At 73.9% G+C, this 22756-nt stretch carries 19 protein-coding genes and 2 pseudogenes; 12 read left to right on the top strand and 9 right to left on the bottom strand.

Annotated features, from left to right (window positions below):
- Nucleotides 1-8 precede the first annotated feature (8 nt).
- The 3 genes and pseudogenes from AB0L21_RS24775 to AB0L21_RS24765 all read right to left on the bottom strand — a co-directional run.
- Entirely contained in the window at nucleotides 9-530 is a 522-nt protein-coding gene (locus AB0L21_RS24775) for a hypothetical protein (protein WP_365700698.1), read from the bottom strand.
- Between the two features lie 136 nt (nucleotides 531-666).
- Nucleotides 667-1992, bottom strand: coding sequence for an SGNH/GDSL hydrolase family protein (locus AB0L21_RS24770; RefSeq protein ID WP_365786431.1), 1326 nt, complete (start codon nucleotides 1990-1992; stop codon nucleotides 667-669).
- A 169-nt stretch (nucleotides 1993-2161) separates the two neighbouring features.
- Nucleotides 2162-2305: pseudogene (locus AB0L21_RS24765) on the bottom strand (cellulose binding domain-containing protein); the annotation flags it as partial.
- A 143-nt stretch (nucleotides 2306-2448) separates the two neighbouring features.
- Here AB0L21_RS24765 and AB0L21_RS24760 point away from each other — a divergent pair.
- Nucleotides 2449-3124 (top strand): annotated as a pseudogene (locus tag AB0L21_RS24760) (pectate lyase).
- A 221-nt stretch (nucleotides 3125-3345) separates the two neighbouring features.
- Here the strand turns inward: AB0L21_RS24760 and AB0L21_RS24755 are convergent.
- Nucleotides 3346-4116, bottom strand: coding sequence for a PaaX family transcriptional regulator C-terminal domain-containing protein (locus AB0L21_RS24755; RefSeq protein WP_365786429.1), 771 nt, complete (start codon nucleotides 4114-4116; stop codon nucleotides 3346-3348).
- Nucleotides 4117-4187: 71 nt separating this feature from the next.
- On the opposite strand from AB0L21_RS24755, the gene AB0L21_RS24750 reads away from it, so the two are divergent.
- Nucleotides 4188-5864 carry an acyl-CoA dehydrogenase family protein gene (locus AB0L21_RS24750; RefSeq protein WP_365786427.1) on the top strand — a complete coding sequence of 559 codons (1677 nt, stop codon included), beginning with the start codon at nucleotides 4188-4190 and terminating at the stop codon, nucleotides 5862-5864.
- Nucleotides 5865-6476: 612 nt separating this feature from the next.
- Here AB0L21_RS24750 and AB0L21_RS24745 read toward each other — a convergent pair.
- Nucleotides 6477-7064, bottom strand: coding sequence for a hypothetical protein (locus tag AB0L21_RS24745; RefSeq protein WP_365700703.1), 588 nt, complete (start codon nucleotides 7062-7064; stop codon nucleotides 6477-6479).
- A 278-nt stretch (nucleotides 7065-7342) separates the two neighbouring features.
- On the opposite strand from AB0L21_RS24745, the gene AB0L21_RS24740 reads away from it, so the two are divergent.
- The 3 genes from AB0L21_RS24740 (at nucleotide 7343) to AB0L21_RS24730 (ending at nucleotide 10433) form a co-directional block, all read left to right on the top strand.
- A complete protein-coding gene (locus AB0L21_RS24740) occupies nucleotides 7343-8431 on the top strand; it encodes an exo-alpha-sialidase (protein WP_365786424.1) in 1089 nt (362 codons plus the stop codon).
- Between the two features lie 111 nt (nucleotides 8432-8542).
- Entirely contained in the window at nucleotides 8543-9220 is a 678-nt protein-coding gene (locus AB0L21_RS24735; protein WP_365700707.1) for a uracil-DNA glycosylase, read from the top strand.
- Between the two features lie 286 nt (nucleotides 9221-9506).
- A complete protein-coding gene (locus AB0L21_RS24730; RefSeq protein WP_365700709.1) occupies nucleotides 9507-10433 on the top strand; it encodes a hypothetical protein in 927 nt (308 codons plus the stop codon).
- A gap of 118 nt (nucleotides 10434-10551) precedes the next feature.
- Here AB0L21_RS24730 and AB0L21_RS24725 read toward each other — a convergent pair whose 3' ends face one another.
- Together AB0L21_RS24725 and AB0L21_RS24720 are read right to left on the bottom strand one after the other, a co-directional pair.
- On the bottom strand, nucleotides 10552-11589 hold the full coding sequence (locus AB0L21_RS24725) for a lactonase family protein (protein ID WP_365786422.1): 1038 nt from the start codon (nucleotides 11587-11589) through the stop codon (nucleotides 10552-10554).
- 168 nt (nucleotides 11590-11757) lie between these two features.
- Nucleotides 11758-13248: an FUSC family protein gene (locus AB0L21_RS24720; protein WP_365700713.1), complete on the bottom strand. Its 1491-nt coding sequence runs from the start codon at nucleotides 13246-13248 to the stop codon at nucleotides 11758-11760.
- 238 nt (nucleotides 13249-13486) lie between these two features.
- On the opposite strand from AB0L21_RS24720, the gene AB0L21_RS24715 reads away from it, so the two are divergent.
- From AB0L21_RS24715 to AB0L21_RS24700, 4 genes are all read left to right on the top strand, one after another.
- Entirely contained in the window at nucleotides 13487-13963 is a 477-nt protein-coding gene (locus tag AB0L21_RS24715; protein ID WP_365700715.1) for an Lrp/AsnC family transcriptional regulator, read from the top strand.
- A gap of 20 nt (nucleotides 13964-13983) precedes the next feature.
- Nucleotides 13984-14673 (top strand): HAD family phosphatase, encoded by a 690-nt coding sequence (locus AB0L21_RS24710; protein WP_365700717.1) that lies wholly within the window; start codon nucleotides 13984-13986, stop codon nucleotides 14671-14673.
- A 111-nt stretch (nucleotides 14674-14784) separates the two neighbouring features.
- The gene (locus tag AB0L21_RS24705; RefSeq protein WP_365786420.1) at nucleotides 14785-17577 is read left to right on the top strand and encodes a beta-L-arabinofuranosidase domain-containing protein; all 2793 of its coding nucleotides are present in this window, start codon (nucleotides 14785-14787) and stop codon (nucleotides 17575-17577) included.
- Between the two features lie 107 nt (nucleotides 17578-17684).
- The gene (locus AB0L21_RS24700; RefSeq protein WP_365700719.1) at nucleotides 17685-19184 is read left to right on the top strand and encodes an MFS transporter; all 1500 of its coding nucleotides are present in this window, start codon (nucleotides 17685-17687) and stop codon (nucleotides 19182-19184) included.
- Between the two features lie 150 nt (nucleotides 19185-19334).
- Here the strand turns inward: AB0L21_RS24700 and AB0L21_RS24695 are convergent, their stop codons facing one another.
- Nucleotides 19335-20150, bottom strand: a complete 816-nt coding sequence (locus tag AB0L21_RS24695) for a LysR family substrate-binding domain-containing protein (protein WP_365786418.1) — start codon at nucleotides 20148-20150, stop codon at nucleotides 19335-19337.
- 255 nt (nucleotides 20151-20405) lie between these two features.
- Between AB0L21_RS24695 and AB0L21_RS24690 the strand changes: the two genes are divergently transcribed.
- Complete coding sequence (locus AB0L21_RS24690) at nucleotides 20406-20816, top strand: DUF5997 family protein (protein ID WP_365786416.1); 411 nt, start codon at nucleotides 20406-20408, stop codon at nucleotides 20814-20816.
- A gap of 271 nt (nucleotides 20817-21087) precedes the next feature.
- Complete coding sequence (locus tag AB0L21_RS24685; RefSeq protein ID WP_365786414.1) at nucleotides 21088-21903, top strand: LuxR C-terminal-related transcriptional regulator; 816 nt, start codon at nucleotides 21088-21090, stop codon at nucleotides 21901-21903.
- Nucleotides 21904-21956: 53 nt separating this feature from the next.
- On the opposite strand, the gene AB0L21_RS24680 is transcribed toward AB0L21_RS24685, so the two are convergent.
- Nucleotides 21957-22379: a secondary thiamine-phosphate synthase enzyme YjbQ gene (locus AB0L21_RS24680; protein WP_365700727.1), complete on the bottom strand. Its 423-nt coding sequence runs from the start codon at nucleotides 22377-22379 to the stop codon at nucleotides 21957-21959.
- A gap of 122 nt (nucleotides 22380-22501) precedes the next feature.
- Here AB0L21_RS24680 and AB0L21_RS24675 point away from each other — a divergent pair, with 122 nt between their 5' ends.
- Nucleotides 22502-22585, top strand: coding sequence for a putative leader peptide (locus tag AB0L21_RS24675; protein WP_365178906.1), 84 nt, complete (start codon nucleotides 22502-22504; stop codon nucleotides 22583-22585).
- Nucleotides 22586-22756 lie beyond the last annotated feature (171 nt).

Raw genomic sequence — 22756 nt, 5'->3', positions numbered from 1 at the left:
TGACCTCCTCAGAGCGTGGTGCGATCGGGTCGCGCGGTGGGCCCGAGGGGGCCGGAGGACGTCTTGCCCGCCGACGCCCGGACACCGTGGGAGGCCTCGGGCGGGCTGGGTGTGGATGCGTGACCGGGTTCCTTGGCCGGTCCCGGCGCCCGGGTGCTCGCGCCGGTCCCGGCCGCCGGACCGTGCCCGTGGCCCTCGCCGGACCTGAGGGCCGCGGTGCCCAGGTCGTGCGCGGGTTCGGGTGGTGCGGCCGTTTCCCCGGCGTCCGCCGGCTGCGCGGGCCGGGGCTGGGTGAGCCAGGCCACCGCCGCGCCGGTGAGGGCCACGGGCCACTCCACGACGCCCGCGGCGCCGAGCAGCCCTGCCCCCGCGTAGACCGCCATGCGCCGCCCGCGGGGCGAGACCGCGCCGACCTTGTCCAGTGTTTCCTCGGCGGCCCTGGTCACTGTTCCGGAGCCGGGCACCCTGCGCAGTACCGAGGCCGCGCCGCGCAGGGGCGCCGTGAGGGCCGACGACTTCTGCTCAGCCATGACTCTCCTCGGGTGAGATCGTCTTGCGTGCCCCACCGAGTGCCCGCGACCGTGCTGGTCATCCCCTCTTCTCGCAGGGAAACCACCCCTTCCAAGAGAACGCCACGGATCCCGTCGGCGCCACCCGCCCCGCGCGTCAGGAGGTGTGCCGGAACAGCCCCGCCGGCACGGCCGCGGCGAGGACGCCGTACCCCTCGGGGTTGAGGTGCAGCCAGTCCCCGGCGTGCAGCGCGGGCCGGAGCCGGTCCGGGGCCTCGGGGTCCCGGACCGCCCGGTCGAAGTCGATCACCGCGTCGAAGTGGCCGGGGGTGCGGATCCAGGCGTTGACGCGCTGCCGGGCGGCCTCCCGCTCGCCCGCCGGGTCGTCGTACAGGGTGCTGCCGCCGAACGGGGTGAGGGTCGCGCCGTAGACCCGGATGCCCTGGGCGTGGGCGCGGACGACGATCTGCCGGTACCCGGCGATCAGGTCGTCGGTGACCGCGCGCTGCGCTGCGGGGGTGGCGTCGGCGGTGCCGATGTCGTTGACGCCCTCGAAGAGGATCAGCCAGGCCACGCCGCTGCGGGAGAGGACGTCCCGGTCGAGGCGGGCGAGCACGTTGGGACCGAGTCCGTCGTTGAGGACGCGGTTGCCGCCGGCCGCCTGGTTGAGGACGGCGATGTCCGAGGTGGCCGGGCTGCTGTGCAGCCGGTCGTAGAACTGGTCGGGCCAGCGGTCGTTGCCGTTGGTGGTGGAACCGCGTCCGTCGGTGAGGGAGTCGCCGACGAGGGCGACCGCCTCGCTACGGCCGGAGGCCAGCACCTCGACGTCGCTGAGCAGGTACCAGTGGTCGACGGCGGTCGCGCCCGGGAGGTCCCGGTCGCGTGTGTGGTCGCCGTGCGCGAGGTACGAGGTGGTCCGCGAGCCGGGATGGGAGGTGAGCGCGAGCGACGCCTGGCCGCGCGCGGTGTACGCCGTCACCGTCAGTTCGGATCCGGCGCGCAGTTCGAAGTCGAGGGGGTCGGAGACCATCTGCGCGCCCACCGGGACGGTCGTGGAGTCCCGGCCCGCGAAGGTAACCCGGCGCAGGGTTCCGGGTTCGACCGCGCTGGCACCGGCCTCGCCGTCGCGGGGCAGGGCCACGGTGACGGCGGTCAGCGGCAGCGGGGTGTCGCCGTACGCGTTGGAGAACCGCAGCCGGATGCGGGGGCCGCCTGCGGTGACGCGTACCGTCTGCCGCAGGGTGGTGTCGACGAGCACCGACTTCTCACCCGTGTACGGCGCGGGCGGCAGGTTGGCGGGCTCGGTCAGCTGGGGCATGCCGGTCCAGGTGTTCACCCAGTGCCGGCCGGGGCCCGCCGCGGCGGTGGCCGGAGCCGCCCTCTTGACCAGCGCGGTGAGCGCTGAGGCCGTCACGGCGAGGGCGAGGACGAGGACGCAGGTGCTGAGGACGGAGGCGAGCGGCGTTCTGCTGGGCGGCTTCACGGAGACCTTTCCGGGGTGCGGGACGACGACGGGTGCGGGATCGAGCCGGCACGGGTGCGGTGCGGGGTACGCGGCGGTGGCCGGCGGCGTGCCGGGTGCGGGTGTCCGCAGCTGTGGTGCGGCGGGGCGCGCGCCGTGTGGGTCATGCCGCTCCGGGGCGCGACCCCGGTCATCGACCGGCCGTGCACACACCGCCGTTGAGGCTGTACGCAACCCGTGCCGCGCTGTTGCCGGTATGCGTGGCCTGGTAGCCGATGGTCACGCTCGCACCGGGGGCGAGGGTGGCGTTGCACGAGGCGTTGGTTGCCGTCACCGGTTCTTGGGCGGTGCGGGGTGGGGGCACGTCACCTGTCCCTTCTGATCACGGCTCGTGCGAGGGCGCGCTGCGTGCGCGTCCTGCGAGGAACACCCGGCATCGTGGCATGGACACGCAATTCATGGAAGCGCTCCCACCCCATGACGCCATCAGCACCCGCGCGCCGTCTGCTGGGCGGCCTGGCCACCCTCGGACTGACGCTTGGCATGTTCATGACATTAGGGGGCACCGGCGGGCGCGGCCACCCGGCCCGGCGCCAACGGCAGCCAGGCCGTCTCCGCGACCATCTCCCTGTCCGGCACCAAGGACTACGGGATGAGGCGGCTGTACGGCACCGGCGACCTCGGCAGCGACAGCCAGGACGAGGACCAGGGCCCCCTCCTGGAACTCGCCCCCGGCACGGTCCTCAAGAACGTCATCAGCGTCTACACCCTCAGCGGCGGCGGGGCGAAGGAGGCGAGCGACAAGGTGTTCCGGTTCAACGGCGCCGGCACGCTGAACGTCTCCGGCTTCGCGGTGCGGAACTTCGGCACGTTCGCCCGCTCCTGCGGCAACTGCAAGACGCAGTACAAGCGGATGATCAACCTCAGCGGCATCGAGGCGACCTACAAGGGCAGCGAACTCGTCGGCATCAACACCGACTACGGCGACAGCGCGACCCTGAAGAACGTCACCATCGTCGGGGACACCAGAAAGAAGATCGTTCCGTGCCAGAAGTACATCGGCGACAACACCGGCAAGGAGCCGACGACGAACGGCTCGGGCCCGGACGGCACGTACCGCAAGTACTCCAGCTCGGACATCACCTGCAAGTGATCGCCGGCCGAGCGCCCGGGGGTGCCACCGCCGCCCCCGGGCGCTCGCGCGGCCTGCGCACCGCGGGGAGCGGGACGCCTGCCCCATGAGCGCTGATCCCGCACCCCACGGGGCCGTCCTGCGCGGGGCCGCTGTCCCCGCGCGCGGGATGAACGGGCCCCGGCTGAGCGGTCGTGGGAGGCTGGTCCAGCTTCGGTGACCCCGGCAGGCGGGCCGTGCGGTCAGCGTTCGCCCTCCGGTTCCGGCGCACCCAGGGTCGTGGCCAGTTCCCGCCGGTAGTCGGCGTAGGCCGTCCGCAGGGCCTCTCCCGGCCAGTCGGGGGGCAGCAGCGCGGACGGCAGGACCGGGTCGGTGAGCAGGTGGCGGACGGCCGCCGCGTAGGCGGTGAGGCGGTCGGCCGGGTGGACGGCCCCGGTCGCGTGGGCGAGCAGGGAGCGCGCGGTGGCCGCCCAGTCGGCCAGCGGCCAGAGCCGGGCGGCAAGGTCGCGCGGGGGCTCCTCGGGGCGTGCGGTGTACGTCTGCGCCACCTGGCGCAGACCGGCCGGCAGCGGGCGGTCGAGGTTGGCCGGGCGCAGCCACACGCCCTCGCGGAGTTCGGCCAGGCGCAGGGCGGTCAGCCGGGCGCGCAGGTCGGCGCGTTCGGCGGGGCCGCGGCCCGTCACGGTGATCACGACCATCTCCCATTCGCCGTCCCACGCGCGCGTGCGGGGACGCACGGCGTCGTCCTGGCGGCGCTGCCGGGCCAGCAGCCGGTCGCTGAGCCGGTAGACGGCGTCGGTGCGCCGGAGGTCGCCGGCGGCCACCATCCGGCTCAGCGCGGCCCGCAGCGTGGAGCCGCCGACCCCGAACGGCTCCACAAGCCGGACCAGGTCCTTCACCGGAAGCCGGGGCGGATGCACGCCGAGGAGCAGGCTCAGCACGACCGACCGGGCGGACAGCGGTCGCAGGCCGGCGGCATCCGCGTCCGGCTCCGCTGAGACGTTCATGCGCATGGCCCCGTACTGTACGTGCGTTCTCTTATTGCATCATTGCTACAGCCGCAGGAAGAGTGCAACATGCTGCTATGGTCTCGATTTCCGGGCAGTCGCAGCCGCCGTCGCCGTCCCAGCCGTACGCCACGCACGACGTGACCAACCAGCCCCCGCCGCTCGCCCCCTACGACGCCTCCGACGACCCGGCCCTGCTGGAGGGCCTGCGCCGGGAGGGCGCGGAGTGGGCCGAGGAGGGCATCCGGCGGCTGGGGGCGCGCGCCGGCAGCGCGGAGGCGCAGGAGTGGGGCGAGCTGGCGAACCGGCATGAGCCGGTGCTGCGCACCCACGACCGCTACGGCCACCGTGTCGACGAGGTGGAGTTCCACCCCAGCTGGCACCACCTGATGCGGACGGCGGTCGCCGAGGGCCTGGCCGGTGCCCCGTGGGCCGACGACCGGCCGGGCGCGCACGTCGCCCGGACGGCGGGCGGCCTGGTGTGGGGGCACACGGAGGCGGGACACGGCTGCCCCACGTCGATGACGTACGCCGCCGTGCCCGCCCTGCGCGCACAGCCGGATCTCGCCAAGGTGTACGAGCCGCTGCTCACCAGCCGGGAGTACGACCCCCGGCTGCGCGTTCCCACCGAGAAGCCCGGGCTGCTCGCCGGAATGGGCATGACCGAGAAGCAGGGCGGCTCCGACGTCCGGACGAACACCACGACGGCCACCCCCACCGGGGAGACGGGGGTCTACACGCTGCGCGGGCACAAGTGGTTCACGTCGGCGCCGATGTGCGACGTGTTCCTGGTGCTCGCGCAGGCCCCGGGAGGGCTGTCGTGCTTCCTGGTGCCGCGGGTCCTGCCGGACGGCAGCCGCAACACCTTCCGCATCCAGCGGCTGAAGGACAAGCTGGGCAACCGGTCCAACGCCTCCTCGGAGCCGGAGTTCGACCGGACCGTGGCCTGGCTGGTCGGGCCGGAGGGGCGGGGCGTGAAGACCATCATCGAGATGGTCAACTGCACCCGTCTGGACTGTGTGATGTCCTCGGCGACCCTGATGCGCAAGACGCTGGTCGAGGCGGGGCACCACGCCCGGCACCGCAGCGCGTTCGGCGCCCGGCTGATCGACCAGCCGCTGATGCGCAACGTCCTGGCCGATCTCGCGCTGGAGTCGGAGGCGGCGACGACGCTCACGCTGCGGCTGTCCGGCGCGGCCGACCGCGCGGTGCGCGGGGACGCCGGGGAGCGCGCCTTCCGGCGCATCGCCACCGCCGTCGGCAAGTACTGGGTCACCAAACGGGGCCCGGCCTTCACCGCCGAGGCGCTGGAGTGCCTGGGCGGGAACGGGTACGTCGAGGACTCCGGCATGCCCCGGCACTACCGGGAGGCCCCGCTGCTGTCGATCTGGGAGGGCTCCGGCAACGTCAACGCACTCGACGTGCTGCGCGCCCTCGGCCGCGAACCGGACGCCGCGGAAGCCCTGTTCGCCGAACTCGCCCTCGCGCGCGGAGCGGACGCCCGGCTCGACTCGGCCGTGGCCGCGCTCGCACACGAACTGGCCGGAACCGATCAGGTGGGCGCTCGCCGGCTGGTCGAGCGGATGGCGCTCGCGCTCCAGGCCTCCCTGCTCGTCCGGCACGCTCCGCACCCGGTCGCGGACGCCTTCTGCGCGAGCCGGCTCGGCGGCGACTGGGGCCACGCGTTCGGCACCCTTCCCGCGGGAACCGACCTCGACGCCATCCTGGAGCGCGCCCTGCCCGACCGGAGCTGACCCCTTCACGCGCGCGTGCCGGAACGCGAGACGACCCGGGCGGCGGCGCGCCGCCGCCCGGCAGCTCGGCAGACCGGGCCCGGCCGCGCGCCCCGCGCTGCCCGAGCTGCACCGCCTCGCCCGGTCCGGACGGGTGCGGGAGCGGATACCGGTCGGGTGCGCGCTGTGGCGCGTCGCCGGGGACCCCGAACCGGTCCGGCCGTCTTCCGGTCCGCGTGGACGGCTGACCCCCGCGCCCGTGGCCCGATCGCCCGGTGTCTGACCACGATGGGCCCGGCCGCCGCGCCGCCGCGCGACCTGATCACCGCCGAACTGACCCACCCGCGCCGGCACACGGCCCACGAGGGCGCCTACGGCAGCCATGACAGCCCGGACGACGAGGAACCGCTGAGGAGGTGCCGGGAGGCGCCGGCGGTGGTTCGGCCGGGGCGTGGGGAGGGCGTCCGCGGTCTGCTCCGGACGCGGGACGGCGACGGCGGGTCGATGAGTCCTGCGGCGCTGCTGCGGCCCGGCCCCGCTCCCCGCGCCGTGGTGGGAGCGGGCCGCCGACGGCATCCGGAACCTCGCCCCGGCCAGGCCCGCGTACCCCCGGCGCCACCGGACGCCTTCGGGTCACACCATGCGGCCCCATTGTGGGCCCAGTCGGGCCCATTCCGTGTCCCAGGCCTCCATGCGCCGGCGTTCCAGTCGGCCCCGTACGGCCAGGCCCGCCACGAAGGGGACGGCGGCGGTGCTCGCGCCGACCAGGAGGCCTATCAGGGTGGACCGGAACGCGGCCTCGGAGGCGGTGGTGGGGCGGGAGACCAGATGGCCCTGCGGGTCGGTCCAGACGGTGACCGGCGTACCGGGCTTGCTGCCCGGCTCCACCCGGATCCGGCCGGTGTGGGCGGAGCCGTCGGCGACCGTCCAGCGGACCTCGGCCCAGACCTGTTCGCCGGCGGAGGCGTGGCTGCTGTGCGCCGGGGACTTCCCCGGGACCTGCGCGACGACCCGGGCCACGGTGGGCCGCCAGGTGGTCCGCTCCCGGGCGAGTCCGTGCTCCACCGAGCCGGCCGCCGCGAGGCCGGCGAGCACACCGGCCAGGACGGTGAGCAGACAGGCACCGAGCACCACCCAGGCCTCCACGACGTCGGCCCGGCGTTTGAGCGGGTTGCGCCGCCAGCGCCACAGCCACACCTTCGGACCACGGAACGCCTTCAAGGCATCCTCCTCACGAGCGCACCGACCGGCCGGACCGCCCTCCCATACGCGGGAGATCGCTCCGTTGCTCACGACGAGCCGTCTCCCCGACGGTCGCACGAGACACGGCTTTCGCGCAGGCGCATGCCGGAACGGGACCGGCCGATCTTCGCCGCACCTCCGCGACACAGGCGGTGACCTGCGCGAACACACAGTCGGGGGGAGAGTGTCAGTGGCGGGGTGCAGACTGGCCGATATCTGACGGCTATCGGGACGACGGCGTCCCGGAGGTGATCGGCATGACCGAGGTACTGCTCGCGGTGGGCACCCGCAAAGGCCTGTTCATCGCGCGGCGCAGGGGCGACGGCCCCTGGGAGTTCGACGAGAGTCCGTATTTCAACGCGCAGGCGGTCTATTCGGTCGCGATCGACACCCGGGGCGCCCGGCCCCGGCTGCTGGCGGGCGGTGACAGCGCGCACTGGGGTCCGTCGGTGTTCCACTCCGACGACCTCGGCCGCACCTGGACCGAACCGGCCCGGCCCGCCGTGAGGTTCCCGAAGGAGACCGGCGCTTCCCTGGAGCGCGTCTGGCAGCTGCACCCGTCCGCCGCCGAGCCCGATGTGGTGTACGCGGGCACGGAACCGGCCGCGCTGTACCGCTCGGACGACCGCGGCGAGACGTTCGAGCTGGTCCGGCCGCTCTGGGAGCACCCGACCCGCTCGCAGTGGGTGCCGGGCGCGGGCGGCCAGTGCCTGCACACGGTACTCACCGACGCGCGCGACCCCGGGGCCGTGACGGTGGCCGTGTCCGCGGCGGGCGTGTTCCGTACGACAGACGGCGGCGCGAGCTGGTCGCCGTCCAACTCCGGTGTGTCGGCGGTGTTCCTGCCGGATCCGAACCCGGAGTTCGGCCAGTGCGTACACAAGATCACCAGAGACCCGGTCGCCCCGGACCGGCTGTATCTGCAGAACCACTGGGGGGTGTACCGCAGCGACGACGCGGGCGCGCACTGGACCGACATCGGCGAGGGCCTGCCGTCGACGTTCGGCTTCGCGGCGGCCGCGCATCCGCGCCGGGGCGACACGGCGTACATCTTCCCGATCAACGCCGACGCGGACCGGGTGCCCGCCGGGCGCCGCTGCCGGGTCTTCCGCACGGCCGACGCGGGCCGCACCTGGGAGCCGCTGTCCAAGGGGCTGCCGGAGGAGGACCATTACGGCACGGTCCTGCGGGACGCCCTGTGCACGGACGACTCGGACCCCGCCGGGGTGTACTTCGGCAACCGCAACGGCGAGGTGTACGCCTCGGCCGACGACGGCGACAGCTGGCAGCTGCTGGCCGCGCATCTGCCGGACGTGCTGTGCGTGCGGGCGGCGGTGACCGGCTGACCTCTCCTCGCCTGACCTCTCGCGGAGGCGGGCAGCGGCGAGGCGCCGCCCGCTGTCGTGCTCCGGCCATCGGTTGATCACCGACGGGTGTACGGCAGTAGGGTGACGCCCGTGGCACCACGACCCTTGCATGAAATCGTCGAACCGGGCTGGGCGAAGGCCCTGGAACCCGTCGCCGGACGGATCGCCGAGATGGGCGACTTCCTGCGCGCGGAGATCGCCGCGGGGCGCACGTACCTCCCGGCCGGACCGAACGTCCTGCGGGCCTTCCAGCAACCCTTCGACGAGGTACGGGTGCTGATCGTCGGTCAGGACCCGTATCCCACCCCGGGGCACGCGGTGGGCCTGTCGTTCTCCGTGGCACCCGATGTGCGCCCGCTGCCGCCCAGCCTGATCAACATCTTCCGCGAGCTGAACACCGACCTGGGGCTCCCCCAGCCGTCCACCGGGGATCTCACGCCGTGGACCGAGCAGGGCGTGCTGCTGTTGAACAGGGCGCTCACCACCGCGCCGCGCAGCCCGGGCGCGCATCGCGGCAAGGGCTGGGAAGAGGTCACCGAGCAGGCGATCCGGGCCCTGGCGGCGCGCGGCAAGCCGCTGGTGTCCATCCTGTGGGGCCGTGACGCCCGCAATCTGCGTCCGCTGCTGGGCCGTCTGCCTGCGGTGGAGTCCGCGCACCCCTCACCGATGTCGGCCGACCGCGGCTTCTTCGGCTCGCGCCCGTTCAGCCGGGCCAACGACCTGCTGATCCAGCAGGGCGGGCAGCCGGTGGACTGGCGTCTGCCGTGACCGCACCGGCGCGCGGGCGGACGGCGCACCCGAAGGGGAAGGCAGCGACGGCCTCTTCGGGAGGGGCGACCCGGCAGGTGCCGGCCGAGAGGGGCCGGCACGGCTCCGCGCTGCCTCGGACCGGCGGTTCCGTCCCGGTGCCTCCACGAGGTCTGGCACATGCCCCGGGCACATGCCGGCCGCACGCGTCTTCCGGGCGTAACTCATCAGACAAATCCGGACGGATAGCGCTCACCTGCACCCTCCCCGAACGATGGCGGCCACCAAGCCAGTAACATGCGGCGCCATGAGCTCCCCCACTGGACCCGCGTCCGGCCTGCCCGTACGAATGCCGCGACCCCGCCAGCCCGGACGGCACCGCCGTCCGGAACCGCTGGTGGCTCCCGAGGGCGCGCCCGCGCTCGTCCTCGCGGTGCCCGGTGTGCCCAGCACCACCACGCGCAGCCTCGCCGAGGAGGTCGTGAGCATCGCCCGCTCCGAACTGCCCGGCCTCGACGCCCGGATCGGGTACCTGGACGGGGACGACGCCGAGTTCCCCACGCTCCGTTCCGTGCTGGCGCGCGCCGCCGAGGAGCGCACCGCCCGGTATGAGCAGGCCGTCGCCGCCGGGGTCGAGGGAGTCAAGGAGCCCGACGGCCCGGTCGCCGTCGTCGTCCCGCTGCTGGCCGGTCCGGACAGCGCGCTGCTGCGCCAGATCCGTCAGGCCGTGATGGACAGCCGCGTCGCGGCCGAACTGACCGATGTCCTCGGCCCGCACCCGCTGCTCGCGGAGGCGCTGCACGTGCGGCTGTCGGAGGCGGGCCTGGCCCGTGCCGACCGCGCCCGGCTGTTCACCGTGGCCACCGCCGCGGACGGCATCATCCTGGCCTCCGTGGGCGGCGAGGACGCCGTCCAGGCGGCCGGGATCACCGGCATGCTGCTCGCCGCGCGCCTGGCCGTGCCGGTGATGGCCGCGGCCCTGGACCAGGAGGGCTCCATCGCCTCCGTGGCCGAGCAGCTGCGTTCCGCCGGCTCGCAGCAGCTGGCCCTGGCGCCGTATCTGATCGGCCCGGAGATCGACCCGGCGCTGCTGGCGGCTGCCGCCGAGGAGGCCGGCTGCTCCACGGCCGAGGCCCTCGGCGCGTACCCGGCGATCGGCAAGCTCGCGCTCGCCAAGTACACGACGGCGCTGGGCATCGCCCCGCAGCAACCGCAGAGCGCACCGGCCCGCTGACGCCCCCGGCGTCCGGCCCCCGGACCACCCGGCACCTGTACGACACAGGGCCCGCTCCCCACCCGGAGCGGGCCCTTCGCCTTGCGCTCGGGTCCCAGCACGCTTCGGGCCCCCGCGCTCAGCCGAACACCACGCAGGAGGCCGCCGGAACCCGTACGGAGCCGTCGTAGCGGGGGACGCCCGTCGTCCTGTCGACGGCGAACCAGGTCACGTCGCCGGAGCGCTCGTTCGCGGAGTACAGGAAGCCGTCGTGTACGGCCAGCGCGCGCGGCCAGTGCCCGCCGCAGGGCACCGTGCCGGTCAGCCGGAGCCCGTCGGCCTCGACGGTGAGGACGGACAGGACGTCCTCGCCGCGGGTCGCGGTCCACACGAAGCGGCCGTCGGGCGAGACGACGATCCCGGAGGGGTGGGCGTCGCCTGCGGGTGCGCCGGGCAGCACGGGTACCTCGGTCAGCGGCTTCAGGGAGCCGCCCGCGGCGTCCCAGCGGCACACCGTGACCGTGGGGGTCAGCTCGTTCACCACGTAGGCGTGCTCGCCGTCCGGGTGGAAGGCGAGGTGGCGCGGCCCGGAGCCGGGGCGCAGCGCGATCTCGCGGTGTACGGCGGGGCTGCCGTCCGCGAGCGTGCACACGCGTACCGAGTCGGTTCCGAGATCGACGCTGACGGCCCACCGCCCGCTGGGGTCGGGCTGCACCTGGTGGGCGTGCGGGCCGCGCTGGCGCCGGTCGTGCGGTCCTGAGCCGGTGTGCTGGAGCCGTCCGGAGGGCGCACCGGCGAGCGTGCCGTCCGGGCGCAGGGGGACGGCGGTGACGCTGCCGCAGCCGTAGTTGGCGGTCAGCACATGCCCGTCGTACAGGCTGAGGTGGGTGGGGCCGCTGCCGGCCACCGGCACCGGAGGGCCGGCGGGTTCCGGCCCGTCGCCGGTGACGCGGTAGGCGGCGACGGCGCCCTCGGCCGTCTCGCTGACCGCGTAGAGCGTGTGCCCGTCCGGTGACAGGGCCAGATAGGAGGGGTCGGGTACGTCCTGCACCGCGGAGACGAGGGTGAGCGCCCCGGTGTCCGGCGCGACCTCGGCGGTCACCAGTCCGGGGCCGCCCGCCGCCGTGAACGATCCGATGAACGCCCGGCGCCTGCCCGCCCTGCCGTCCTGTGCCACCGCTGTCCCCTCTCGGTCGAGCCCGTCGAGCCGGTCCGGGGCCGACGGTAGCAGTCGATCACCCGAGGTCTAGACCAAGGGGCCGGGGTGGCAGGGCAGTTCTTCCGGGAGTCGGCGCACTTCTTCCGGAGCGGGGGCGCGCTCAGTTCTCGCGCGCCCCCGCTCCGGTCACGCCCCGACCAGCCGGGAGCCCGACGGCGCGCACAGCGGCTCCGCGAGTTCGGCGAGGGCGCGTTCCAGGCCGTGCAGATGCGCCAGGGCGGGTTCGGCGGGCGGCTCGGCGGGGCGGTGGAAGGGTTCGGCGCGGCCCTCGGTGAGGGCCTCGACGGCGGCCTCGACACGCCAGCAGGCGGCGGCGAGGCGGGCGTCGTGGGAGGCCTCGGGGTCGGCGGCGACCGCGACCAGGCCCCGGATCTCGCGGGCGCAGTCGTCGAGCAGCGCCAGGACCCGGCGGGCCCGCGCCTTGCGCGCCGGCATCGGGTTCAGCGGGTGCACCAGCGGAGCCACCGAGAGCCGGACCCGGCCGAGCAGTTGCTCCAGTTCGGCCACGCGCGGCGCGGGGTCGGCCGTGGCGGAGCCGGCGAGGCGGGCGGCGGCCTCGGCCGTGCAGGCGTGCACGCAGCGCAGGGCCCGCTGGATCCAGGCGTCGGTGGTGGCGTGCGTGGTGACCGGCAGCACGAACAGGACGGCGAGCGCGGCGCCGAGCGCCCCGACACCGGTCTCGACGAGCCGCAGCGCGAGCAGTCCGGGGCTGAGGACGCCGAGGAGGCCGTACAGGGACTCGGCGAGCAGGGTCACCCAGAGCATCATCCAGGTGTAGGAGACGGCGGCCGTGTAGAAGATGCCGAACACGGCGACCGCGACGAGGACGGCCGTCGGCAGGGGCGCGCCGTGCACCGGGACGGCGATCAGGAAGCCCAGGCAGATGCCGATGACCGTGCCGAGGACCCGACGGAAGCCGCGGACCAGCGTCTCGCCGCGCGAGGCGGTGTTGACGAAGATCCACCAGGTGGCGCCGACCGCCCAGTACCAGCGCTGTCCGGACACCAGCTGGCCCACGACGAGCGCGAACCCGGCGCCCGCGGTGGCCTGGAAGGCCTGCCGCGTGGTCAGCCGGTCCAGCCCGGTCCCGGCGGGCGGGGCCGGTACGGCGGCCGGGGGCAGCCGGCGCTCGTAGCACCACAGGCCGAAGCGCACGACGGCCGCACTGAGCACGGAGAGCAGGACCGCGGCGTACAGCTCGGGCAGCTGTCCCGGGGCGGCGTGCAGGAACTGGGCCACGAAGAAGGTCATGAAGCCGAACACGCCGAGGCTGTGCCCGCGCGGGCCCCACCGGCGGGCGTAGACGCCGGCGCCCACGACGGCGAGGAAGGTGAGGTCGCGGGCGACCGGATGGTCGTGCAGCTCGGCCGCGGCGGCGAGCACCGGCACGCCCACGACGGGCAGCAGGGCGGTGGTGACCGCCTGTCCGCGCACGGTCGGGTCGGTGACGGTGAACAGGGCGAGCAGCGCGGCGAGGCCGCCGGTGACCGCACCGGCGAGGGAGTGTCCGGCGAGTCCGCAGACCACCACCGCCAGTCCGATGCCGAGGACGGCCCGCGCGGCGAAGCGCAACCGCGCCCGTCCCGGGTCCGGAGCCGCGAACATCCTCTTCAGCACTGCTGCCCTCCCCTGGGTGCATGGGTGCACCGGCACAGAAAAGGCGCCGCGGGGGTCCGCAGCGCCATCGACACGTCCATGAGAGCATCACCGAGGTCACTGGCTCAAGTGTGACGCGAATCGCTGAGCCATTGGCACAGCACCAGTCCGGCACGCGCCTTCACCGGAATGCCAACGGACCAGGTCGGACGGCATACGCGGCTCTGGATCACCTGGACCATTGGTACAGTCGTCCATCATGACCGTGGACGCGCTCGACACCCGCATCCTGCGGCTGCTCCTGGAGCAGCCGCGCACCAGCGTGCGCGAGTACGCCCGCATCCTCGGCGTGGCCCGCGGAACGCTCCAGGCCCGGCTGGACCGGATGGAACGGGACGGCGTGATCACCGGCACGGGCCCCTCCCTGTCGCCCGCCGCGCTCGGGCATCCGGTGCTGGCGTTCGTGCACATCGAGGTCACCCAGGGCCACCTGGACGACGTGGGGGACGCGCTGGCCGCCGTACCGGAGATCGTGGAGGCCTTCTCGATCACCGGTGGCGGAGACCTGCTCGCGCGCGTGGTGGGCCGGGACAACGCCCACCTGGAGGACGTGATCCAGAAGCTGATCAGCCTCCCGGGGGTGGTGCGCACCCGCACCGAGGTGGCGCTGCGCGAGCGCGTCCCGTACCGGCTGCTGCCCCTGGTGGAGGCGGTGGGCCGGGCGGCCCGCGCCTGACGCTTGGCATCCTGGACGCCATGAGCGATCTCGGCGCCCTCTCGGTCATCTTCGATCTCGACGGAACGCTGGTGGACAGCGAGCCGAACTACTACGAGGCGAGCCGGCAGACCCTGGCCGAGCACGGCGTCCCGGACTTCACCTGGGCGGACCACGAGAGCTATGTCGGCATCAGCACCCGGGAGACGGTGACGGTCTGGCGGGAGCGCTACGGCCTGCGCGCCTCGGCGGCGGAGCTGCTGGCCGCGACGAACCGCCGCTATCTGGAGCTGGCCCGCACCCGTACGCGCGCGTACCCGGAGATGCGCGCGTTCGTGGAGCTGCTGGCCGCCGAGAACGTGCCGATGGCGGTGGCGTCGGGTTCCTCCCCGGAGGCCATCGAGGCGATCCTGGCGGGCACCGGCCTGGCCGCGTTCCTGCGCACGGCGGTCTCGGCCGACGAGGTCCCCCGCGGCAAGCCCGCCCCCGACGTCTTCCTGGAGGCGGCCCGCCGGCTCGGCGCGGACCCGGCCGACTGTGTGGTGCTGGAGGACGCGGCCCCCGGGGCGGCCGCCGCCCACGCGGCGGGCATGCGCTGCGTGGCCGTCCCGTACGTCCCCGCCCAGGCCGACGCCCCCGGGTTCGGCACCGCGTCCTTGCTCCTGCGGGGCGGCCAGGCGGAGTTCACGGCGCGGTCGGCGTACGCGTGGCTGCGAGACACGGCCCGCTGAACAACTCCCCTACCGGTCAGTATCGTTGACGCTCCTCCACCCCTTCTCTATCTTCTGGGCGACTTGCCGAACACCGTTCGACATATCGAACCCATGGGAATCGAGGAGCACATGGCCCCGCCTCTGTCGCGACGCACCCTCCTCCGAGCGACCGCACTCACCGCCGCGGCCACCGGCCTGAGCGTCTCCGCCCGCGGCGGTGCCGCCGCGGCCGAGCCCGCCGCCACGCTCCGGCCGTTCGCCCTGGGTGACGTCACCCTCGACCCGGGGCTCTTCGCCGGCAAGCGCGCCCTGATGCTCGACCACGCCCGTGGCTACGACGTGAACCGGCTGCTCCAGGTCTTCCGGGCCAACGCGGGGCTGGACACGGGCGGCGCGGTGGCGCCCGGCGGGTGGGAGGGGCTGGACGGGGAGGCCAACGGCAATCTGCGCGGGCATTACACCGGGCACTTCCTCACCATGCTCGCGCAGGCGTACGCGAGCACCGGCGAGAAGGTGTTCGGGGACAGGATCCGGGCCGTGATCGGTGCGCTGTCCGAGGTGCGGGAGGCGCTGCGCCGGGACCCGGCCGTGCTGCCGGCGGGCGGTCCCTTCGGGGCCGCCGTCGAGCAGGTGCGCGGCTCGAACCAGTACGTCGACCTGCCCGGCGGGGTGCTCGGCGGCGCCCCGGCCGTCACGCTGTCCGTCTGGGTGAAGCCCGGGCACGACGCGAACTGGGCGCGGGTGCTGGACTTCGGCGACGACACCACCCGGTACCTCTACCTCGCCGTGCGCAATGCCGCCGGGGTGCCGAGGTTCGCCGTCACCACATCCGGCGCGGGCGGCGAGCAGGGGCTGAACGGGACGGCTCCGCTGCCGCTGGGCCGGTGGAGCCACCTGGCCGTGACGCTCGGCGACGGCACCGGAACCCTCTACGTCGACGGCACCGCCGTGGCCCGCAACACCGCCATGACGCTCACCCCGGCGGCCCTGGGCAGCCTCGCCGACCACTGGCTGGGCCGCTCGCACTACGCCGCCGACCCGGTGTTCGCGGGCGGCCTCGCGGAGTTCCAGGTCTGGTCGCGGGTACTGAGCGCCGCGGAGATCACCGAACTCCAGGGCGCCCGCGCGGCCGGCACCTCCGCCGGTCCCGGCGACCTGGTGTCGTACCGGCTCGACGAGACGTCCGGCTCCCGCTTCGCCGACTCCTCCGGGCGCGGCCTGGCCGCCACCCTGCGCCGCACCTGGGGCGGCCCCAGCCATCCCGGGTTCCTCGCCGCCTACCCGGAGACGCAGTTCGTCCAGCTGGAGTCGATGACCGGCAGCGACTACACCAGGGTCTGGGCGCCGTACTACACGGCGCACAAGATCCTGCGCGGCCTGCTGGACGCCCACCTCGCCACCGGCGACGCGCGGGCGCTGGACCTGGCCTCGGGCATGGGCGACTGGATGTACGCGCGGCTGTCCCGGCTGCCCGCGGCGACCTTGCAGCGCATGTGGGGGATCTTCTCCAGCGGCGAGTACGGCGGGATCGTCGAGGCGATCTGCGATCTGCACGACCGCAGCGGCAAGCCGGAGCACCTCGCGCTGGCCCGGCTGTTCGACCTGGACCGGCTGATCGACGCGTGCGCCGCCGGAACCGACGTGCTCGACGGACTGCACGCCAACCAGCACATCCCGATCTTCACGGGCCTGGTCCGGCTGTACGACGCGACCGGCGAGCAGCGCTACCTGACCGCCGCGAAGAACTTCTGGCGGATGGTCGTACCCCACCGCATGTACGGCATCGGCGGCACCAGCACCGGCGAGTTCTGGAAGGCGCGGGACGTCATCGCCGGCACGATCACCGCGACGACCGCCGAGACCTGCTGCGCGTACAACATGCTGAAGCTCAGCCGGGCGCTGTTCCTGCACGAGCCGGACGCGGCCTACATGGAGTACTACGAGCGTGCCCTGTACAACCAGGTGCTCGGCAGCAAGCAGGACAAGCCGGACGCGGAGAAGCCGCTGGTCACCTACTTCATCGGGCTGACGCCCGGGCACGTCCGGGACTACACGCCCAAGCAGGGCACGACCTGCTGCGAGGGCACCGGCATGGAGAGCGCCACGAAGTACCAGGACTCGGTGTACTTCGCCGCGGCCGACGGCAGCTGCCTGTACGTGAACCTCTACAGCCCTTCCACGCTCACCTGGGCCGAGCACGGCGTCACGGTCACCCAGCGCACCCGCTTCCCCGAGGAGCAGGGCAGCACGCTCACCATCGGCGGGGGCAGTGCCTCCTTCGCGCTGCGGCTGCGGGTGCCCGCGTGGGCGACCGCGGGGTTCCGGGTGACGGTCAACGGGCGCGCGGCGGAGGGCACCCCGGTGCCCGGCAGCTACTTCACCCTCTCCCGGACCTGGCGGGCCGGGGACACGGTCCGGGTGAGCATGCCGTTCCGGCTGCGGACCGAGCCGACCCCGGACGACCCGTCCCTGCAAGCCCTGTTCTACGGCCCGGTCAACCTGGTCGGCCGCGGCGCCGCCACCACCTACCTGGAGGCCGGCCTGTACGGCAACGCGGCGCTCTCCGGCGATCTGCTGCCCTCCCTGACCCCGGTGCCCGGTTCCCCGCTCCACTTCACCCTGCGCGGCACCGAGTTCGTCCCCTTCCTGGAAGGGACCGAGGACCCGACGCACGCCTACGTCCGCCGCTCCGAGCCCCGGCTGGTGTTCGGCGGCCTCGACTCCGGCGTGGCCAACCCCGTCCGCCCCGACGGGACCACCCTGCTGGACGCGGTGTGGGCGGCGGCGCCCTTTCGGAGCAAGGGGGCGCTGGTCGTGCACGTGGGGAAGACCGTGGACGCCTGGGTCGCCGACGGGCGGCTGGGGCGTGCGGACGGCGAGGCCGTGGTGCGTACGGCGCGAAGGGCGTCGTACGTCTCCTGAGCCGCCTCGGGAGGTGAGGCGACCGGAGGCGGGGAAGGCACCGTTCCGGGGACGCGCACGGTCGTTCCCGGCGTGCGCGCACGGCCATGACTGCATAGCGTGACCCCATGAGCACAGAACAGGCCCGGACCGCCCCCGACGAGCGGCGGTGGAAGGCGCTCGGGGTCTGTCTGGCAGCGGGCTTCATCTCGCTCCTCGACACCTCGATCGTGAATGTGGCGCTGCCCTCGCTGGAGCGCGGACTGGGGGCCTCGGAGGCGACCCAGGCATGGGTGGTCTCCGGGTACGCCCTCACCTTCGGGCTGGCGCTGGTCCCGGCCGGACGGCTGGGCGACATGCGTGGCCGGCGCCAGGCCTTCCTCTTCGGGCTCGCCCTGTTCACGGTCGCCTCGGCGGCATGCGGGTTCGCGCCCAGTACCGGATGGCTGGTGGTGTTCCGGCTGATCCAGGGCACGGCGGCGGGCATCGTCGCGCCGCAGACCTCGGGGCTGATCCAGCAGATGTTCCAGGGCTCCGAGCGGGCCAAGGCCTTCGGGGTGCTCGGCACCGTCATCGGGGTGTCCACGGCGGCGGGCCCCCTGGCGGGCGGCCTGCTGATCGACGCCGCCGGCACCGACGACGGCTGGCGCTGGGTGTTCTTCGTCAATCTGCCGATCGGGGTGGCCGCCTTCGTCGCGGGCCTCCGGCTGCTGCCCCGTCTCCCGGCGACGGGGAAGCACGAGGAGTTCGACCTGTTCGGCGTGTTCCTCCTCGGCTCGGGCGTGCTCGCGCTCATGCTGCCCCTGGTCCAGGAGCAGCAGTGGACCGGCCGGGAGAAGTGGGCGCTGATGCCGCTGGCCCTCGTACTGCTGGGCGCGTTCTGGGCGTGGGAGAGACGGCAGGGGCGGCTCGGCCGGGCCCCGCTGGTCGACCTGGCGCTGTTCTCCCTGCGCTCCTTCACGCTCGGCGCCCTGATCAGCCTCAGCTACTTCGCGGGCTTCACCACCGTCTTCTTCCTCTACGCCCTGTACCTCCAGAACGGCGTGGGATACAGCGCGCTGGCGTCGGGGCTCACGGTCCTCCCCTTCGCAGCGGCCTCGGCGGCCGGCGCGGCCATCGGCGGCCGGCTGGTGGTGCGCTTCGGCCGCAAGCTGGTCGTCATGGGGCTGGCCGGGGTGGCACTGGGCGTGCTCGGGGTGGTGGCGGCGGTGGAGCTGGTACCCGGACGGAACGTGGGATGGGCGTCGGCGCTGCCCCTGCTCGTCGGCGGCATCGGATCCGGCCTGACGGTCTCCCCGAACACCACCCTCACCCTCACCCGCGTCCCGGTGCACCGGGCCGGCGCCGCCGGTGGCGTCCTGCAGACGGGCCAGCGCGTCGGCTCGGCGGCCGGGATCGCGGTGGTGGGTGCGGTGTACTTCGCCCACCTCGCCAATCACGGCCGCGCCGACACGGCACTCCAGCTCGGGCTGCTCGCCGTCGCGGGGATCATCCTGGTCGCACTCGTGCTCGCGGTCGCCGATCTGCGCGAACGCCACGTGCGCCCGGAACCGGAGAAGGCCGTGGAGCCGGTCGGGCGGGGATGGGAGGAGGGGGGCGCCGTGGAGGGGGTGCGGCCCGGCTCGTGAGGGGACGGGCGCGCGGTCTGCGGTGAGAGACCCGCGAGGGGGCCGGCGAGAGCGCGGAGTGCTCGGCACGGAGCGCGCCGAGAGCACCGAGCGCGCCGAGAGCACAGACGGCACCATGCGCGTCGGCGGCGTTGGCCGCGGGCACTCGCCTCACGACCTCCGGCGCGGCTTCCCCCGCTTGGCCGGCTTGCCCCCGCCACCCGTTCGGGCGCGTGCCGTGCGGCCGGCCTGCTTGCCCGAGGACTTCGCCGACGGCTTGCCGGACGACTTGGCCTGCGACTTCGCCGCTGCTGTCGGGCGGGCGCCGCCCTGGTCCGAGCGCTTGCCCTGCTCGTCGGCCGAGGCCTTCACCGCCGTACGACCCCTGGTGCTGTTGACCGTGCGTCCGCGCACGATGCCGATGAACTCCTCCACCAGGTCGGTGGTGGCCTCCTCCGGCCAGGACAGGGCGACGCTCGACTGGGGGGCGTCGACGACCGGGCGGTAGGTGAGGTCCCGGCGGTGGTGCAGACGGGCGAGGGACTGCGGGACGATCAGGAGGCCGACGTTCGCCGCCACCAGTTCGACGGCGTCCGCGGTCGTGGCGGGCCGCTCGAAGGCCGGTTCACCGGGCGGCGCCTCCCAGTCGAAGACGTCGTCCAGGGGGTGGAAGAGCACCTCGTCGGCGAGATCGGCCAGCGTCACCTCGTCCGCCGCCGTGATCAGGTGGTCCTTGGGGACGACGACCACCGTGGTCTCCGTGTAGAGCGGGATCGCGCTGAAGAACGTACGGTTGACCGGCAGCCGGACGAAGCCCGCGTCGGCCTCGCCGGCGCGCAGCACCTCGGGCGCCTCGGCGGGCGGGACCTGGACGAGGGTGAGCGGGACGTCGGGCAGGCGCTCGTTCCAGATCCTCACCCACTTGGCGGGCGTCACTCCGGGAACGTACGCGAGCCGGAACGACGGTGAATCCTCCGAGCCTGTCATCAGGCCAGGTTACCGGCCCGGCCGGAACCCCCCGCCACGGGTCGTCGGCACGGGCCGCTGATACGCGCAGCCGACACGGGCTCGCCGTCACGGTCCCACCAGGCCTCGCCGGACAGGAGCACACCTCCGCTCCGGCACCGATCCCCACCAGGCCTCGCCGGCAGGCGCCACCTGCGCTCCGGCACAGCCCGCCACCGAGGCCGTCGTCACCGGCCGTGGTCGGCCCTCCCGCACGCGGCCGATACCCTTGACGACATGAAGTCGCAGCAGAGCACCCAGACGATGAAGCCCGCTACCGCGGCGAAGAAGCTGGGTGTGTACCTCCCCGCCACCCCCGCCTCCTTCCAGGAGGGTGTGGTCACGCGCGCCGAGCTGAACGAGTTGCAGGCCAACCCGCCCGAGTGGCTGCGCGAGCTGCGGAGCAACGGTCCCCACCCGCGTCCGGTGGTGGCCGCCAGGCTGGGCGTGTCCATCGCGGGTCTCGCCCGGGGCGGGGTCACCGAGGCGCTGACCACCGAGCAGATCGAGGCGCTCCGGCAGGAGCGGCCCGAATGGCTGGAGAAGGAGCGCGCCACCCAGGCGGAGGTCCGCAAGGAGGCCGCGCGGCTCAAGAACCTGAAGAAGGAGAAGGCGGAGAGGGCGGAGAGCGGCGCCGAGCGCGGCTGATCCGTCCGCCCGTCCCGACGCCCTCCGGCTCCGCCCGGGGGGCGTCGTCCGTTGTCGGTCGAACGGCCGGCCAGGCGAGGAACGGGCACGCAGAGGGCGACACCGGACGGGCCGCCGTTCCCCCGTGCCGGCGGCCCCCTCGGACACGCTGTGCCGAGCAGGCCGGTGTCGCCGGGTTGAAGTGTGCGACAACCGGGGACCGCAGGGATATGCGTACAACTGCGTACGCCGACGGGGAGGACGGGTACGCAAGGCAACCGGAGAGGAACCCGTGCTGCTGGAGAAGGCCTACGAGCGCATGACGGCCGTCGCCGTGGCGGCACTGCACGAGCGGGAACCCGAGCGGCTGTGGCCGATGCTGGCCGGCACGCTGGCGGACGTGTGCGGCGGCGAGGCGGTCATCCACAAGCTGGACGAGTGGAGCGAGAGCGAGGGCACGATCGGCACGGTGCCCGACGCCGCCGCCGCTGAGCTGGCCGGGCTCGGGGACGCCGACCTGGGCGTGCTGCGGGCGGGCTATCCCTTCGCCGGTCACTACGCGGCCGGAACCGACCGCAGACCGGTCAGCGCGCAGCGGGCGGCGGGCCGTACCTGGCCCTCCAGCCCCATGGCCCGTCTGCTCCGCGAGGTGCTGGACGTCGATCATGTGCTGGGCGTGCCCCTGCCGGGGAACGCCGCCCCGATCACCGGGTGTCTGGTGTACCGCGCCGGTACGGACTTCGGCGACGACCACCTGGCCGTCGCCGAGCGCGCGCAGCCGCTGCTGGCGGCGGTCGAGCGGCAGCGGCAGCTGCTGGAGGAGTGGCGGCGGGCGCTCGGCCCGGCCGGCGCGCCGGACCAGCGGGCGGCGGACTGCGCGCTGACCCCGCGCGAGACCGCCGTCCTGCTGCTGCTCACGGACGCGCTCACCGCCGACGCGATCGGCCGCCGTCTCGGCATCTCGGTCCGTACGGTGCACAAGCACGTGGAGAACATCTACCGCAAGCTGGGTACCCGCGACCGCGTCGGCACGGTGCTGCGCGCACAGCGGCTCGGCCTGGTGCCGACGCCCGGTCGGGCCGAGGGCTCCCGGGCTCGTCCTTCGTGACCGGGACCGTGTCCATCCGGTGAGCCGGCCTCCATCCGGTGAGCCGGCGAAGCTCAGCCGAGGAAGCTCAGCCGGACGCGGCGGTCGGGGTTGTCCTTGTTGGTGTCCACCAGACACACCGACTGCCAGGTGCCCAGCTCCAGGCGTCCGCCGATCACCGGGAGGGTCGCGTGCGGCGGCACGAAGGCGGGCAGGACGTGGTCGCGGCCGTGGCCGGGGCTGCCGTGCCGGTGCTGCCAGCGGTCGTCGGCGGGGAGCAGGGTGTGCAGGGCGGCGAGGAGGTCGTCGTCGCTGCCGGAACCCGTCTCGATGACGGCGATTCCGGCGGTGGCGTGCGGGACGAAGATGTTGAGCAGACCGTCGCGGCCGGCCGCCGCCTCCCGCAGGAATTCCTCGCAGTCGGCGGTGAGGTCGACGACGCGTTCCCGGCTGCCGGTGGAGACGTTCAGCACGCGTGTGGTGAAGGCATCGGACATGCCCTCATCCTGACCCATACGCCGGTTCCCACACCCCGCGGCACCCGCGTATTCCGGTACACGTGGTCCACAAGACGAGACACCGTTGACCCGTGCGCCACCATCTGGCTACGTACAGCCGCATGTTGCGTTCAGCCCTGCTCACCACGCGCGGTCACATCGACCTGCTGCGGGTGGCCTCCGCCGCGTGTCACCGCGGCCGCTGACGCCCTTTGCCCCTTCCTCCTCCCCTTCGCGGCTTTCCCAGCTGCGGGATACCTGGCCCTACCCCCGTGCGTCCGTACGTCACCCCTGACCCGCTCATTGTTGAGCGGGACATGACGTAACCGCGCGGAGCCGCGCCTCCCCCACCCCTCGCTCTCTCCCCGTGGAGCATT

It is taken from the genome of Streptomyces sp. NPDC052721, from assembly GCF_040678315.1.
Taxonomy (GTDB): domain Bacteria; phylum Actinomycetota; class Actinomycetes; order Streptomycetales; family Streptomycetaceae; genus Streptomyces.
The sequence above is the reverse complement of the archived record's forward strand: the minus strand, read 5'-3'. Positions and strand labels throughout refer to the sequence as shown.

Bases quoted from the DNA above. Each gene is read 5' to 3' on its own strand.
- AB0L21_RS24775 (WP_365700698.1), bottom strand. From the start codon at position 530: ATGGCTGAGCAGAAGTCGTCGGCCCTCACGGCGCCCCTGCGCGGCGCG.
- AB0L21_RS24755 (WP_365786429.1), bottom strand. From the start codon at position 4,116: ATGCGCATGAACGTCTCAGCGGAGCCGGACGCGGATGCCGCCGGCCTG.
- AB0L21_RS24750 (WP_365786427.1), top strand. From the start codon at position 4,188: ATGGTCTCGATTTCCGGGCAGTCGCAGCCGCCGTCGCCGTCCCAGCCG.
- AB0L21_RS24740 (WP_365786424.1), top strand. From the start codon at position 7,343: ATGACCGAGGTACTGCTCGCGGTGGGCACCCGCAAAGGCCTGTTCATC.
- AB0L21_RS24730 (WP_365700709.1), top strand. From the start codon at position 9,507: ATGAGCTCCCCCACTGGACCCGCGTCCGGCCTGCCCGTACGAATGCCG.
- AB0L21_RS24715 (WP_365700715.1), top strand. From the start codon at position 13,487: ATGACCGTGGACGCGCTCGACACCCGCATCCTGCGGCTGCTCCTGGAG.
- AB0L21_RS24710 (WP_365700717.1), top strand. From the start codon at position 13,984: ATGAGCGATCTCGGCGCCCTCTCGGTCATCTTCGATCTCGACGGAACG.
- AB0L21_RS24705 (WP_365786420.1), top strand. From the start codon at position 14,785: ATGGCCCCGCCTCTGTCGCGACGCACCCTCCTCCGAGCGACCGCACTC.
- AB0L21_RS24700 (WP_365700719.1), top strand. From the start codon at position 17,685: ATGAGCACAGAACAGGCCCGGACCGCCCCCGACGAGCGGCGGTGGAAG.
- AB0L21_RS24695 (WP_365786418.1), bottom strand. From the start codon at position 20,150: ATGACAGGCTCGGAGGATTCACCGTCGTTCCGGCTCGCGTACGTTCCC.
- AB0L21_RS24690 (WP_365786416.1), top strand. From the start codon at position 20,406: ATGAAGTCGCAGCAGAGCACCCAGACGATGAAGCCCGCTACCGCGGCG.
- AB0L21_RS24680 (WP_365700727.1), bottom strand. From the start codon at position 22,379: ATGTCCGATGCCTTCACCACACGCGTGCTGAACGTCTCCACCGGCAGC.
- AB0L21_RS24675 (WP_365178906.1), top strand. From the start codon at position 22,502: ATGTTGCGTTCAGCCCTGCTCACCACGCGCGGTCACATCGACCTGCTG.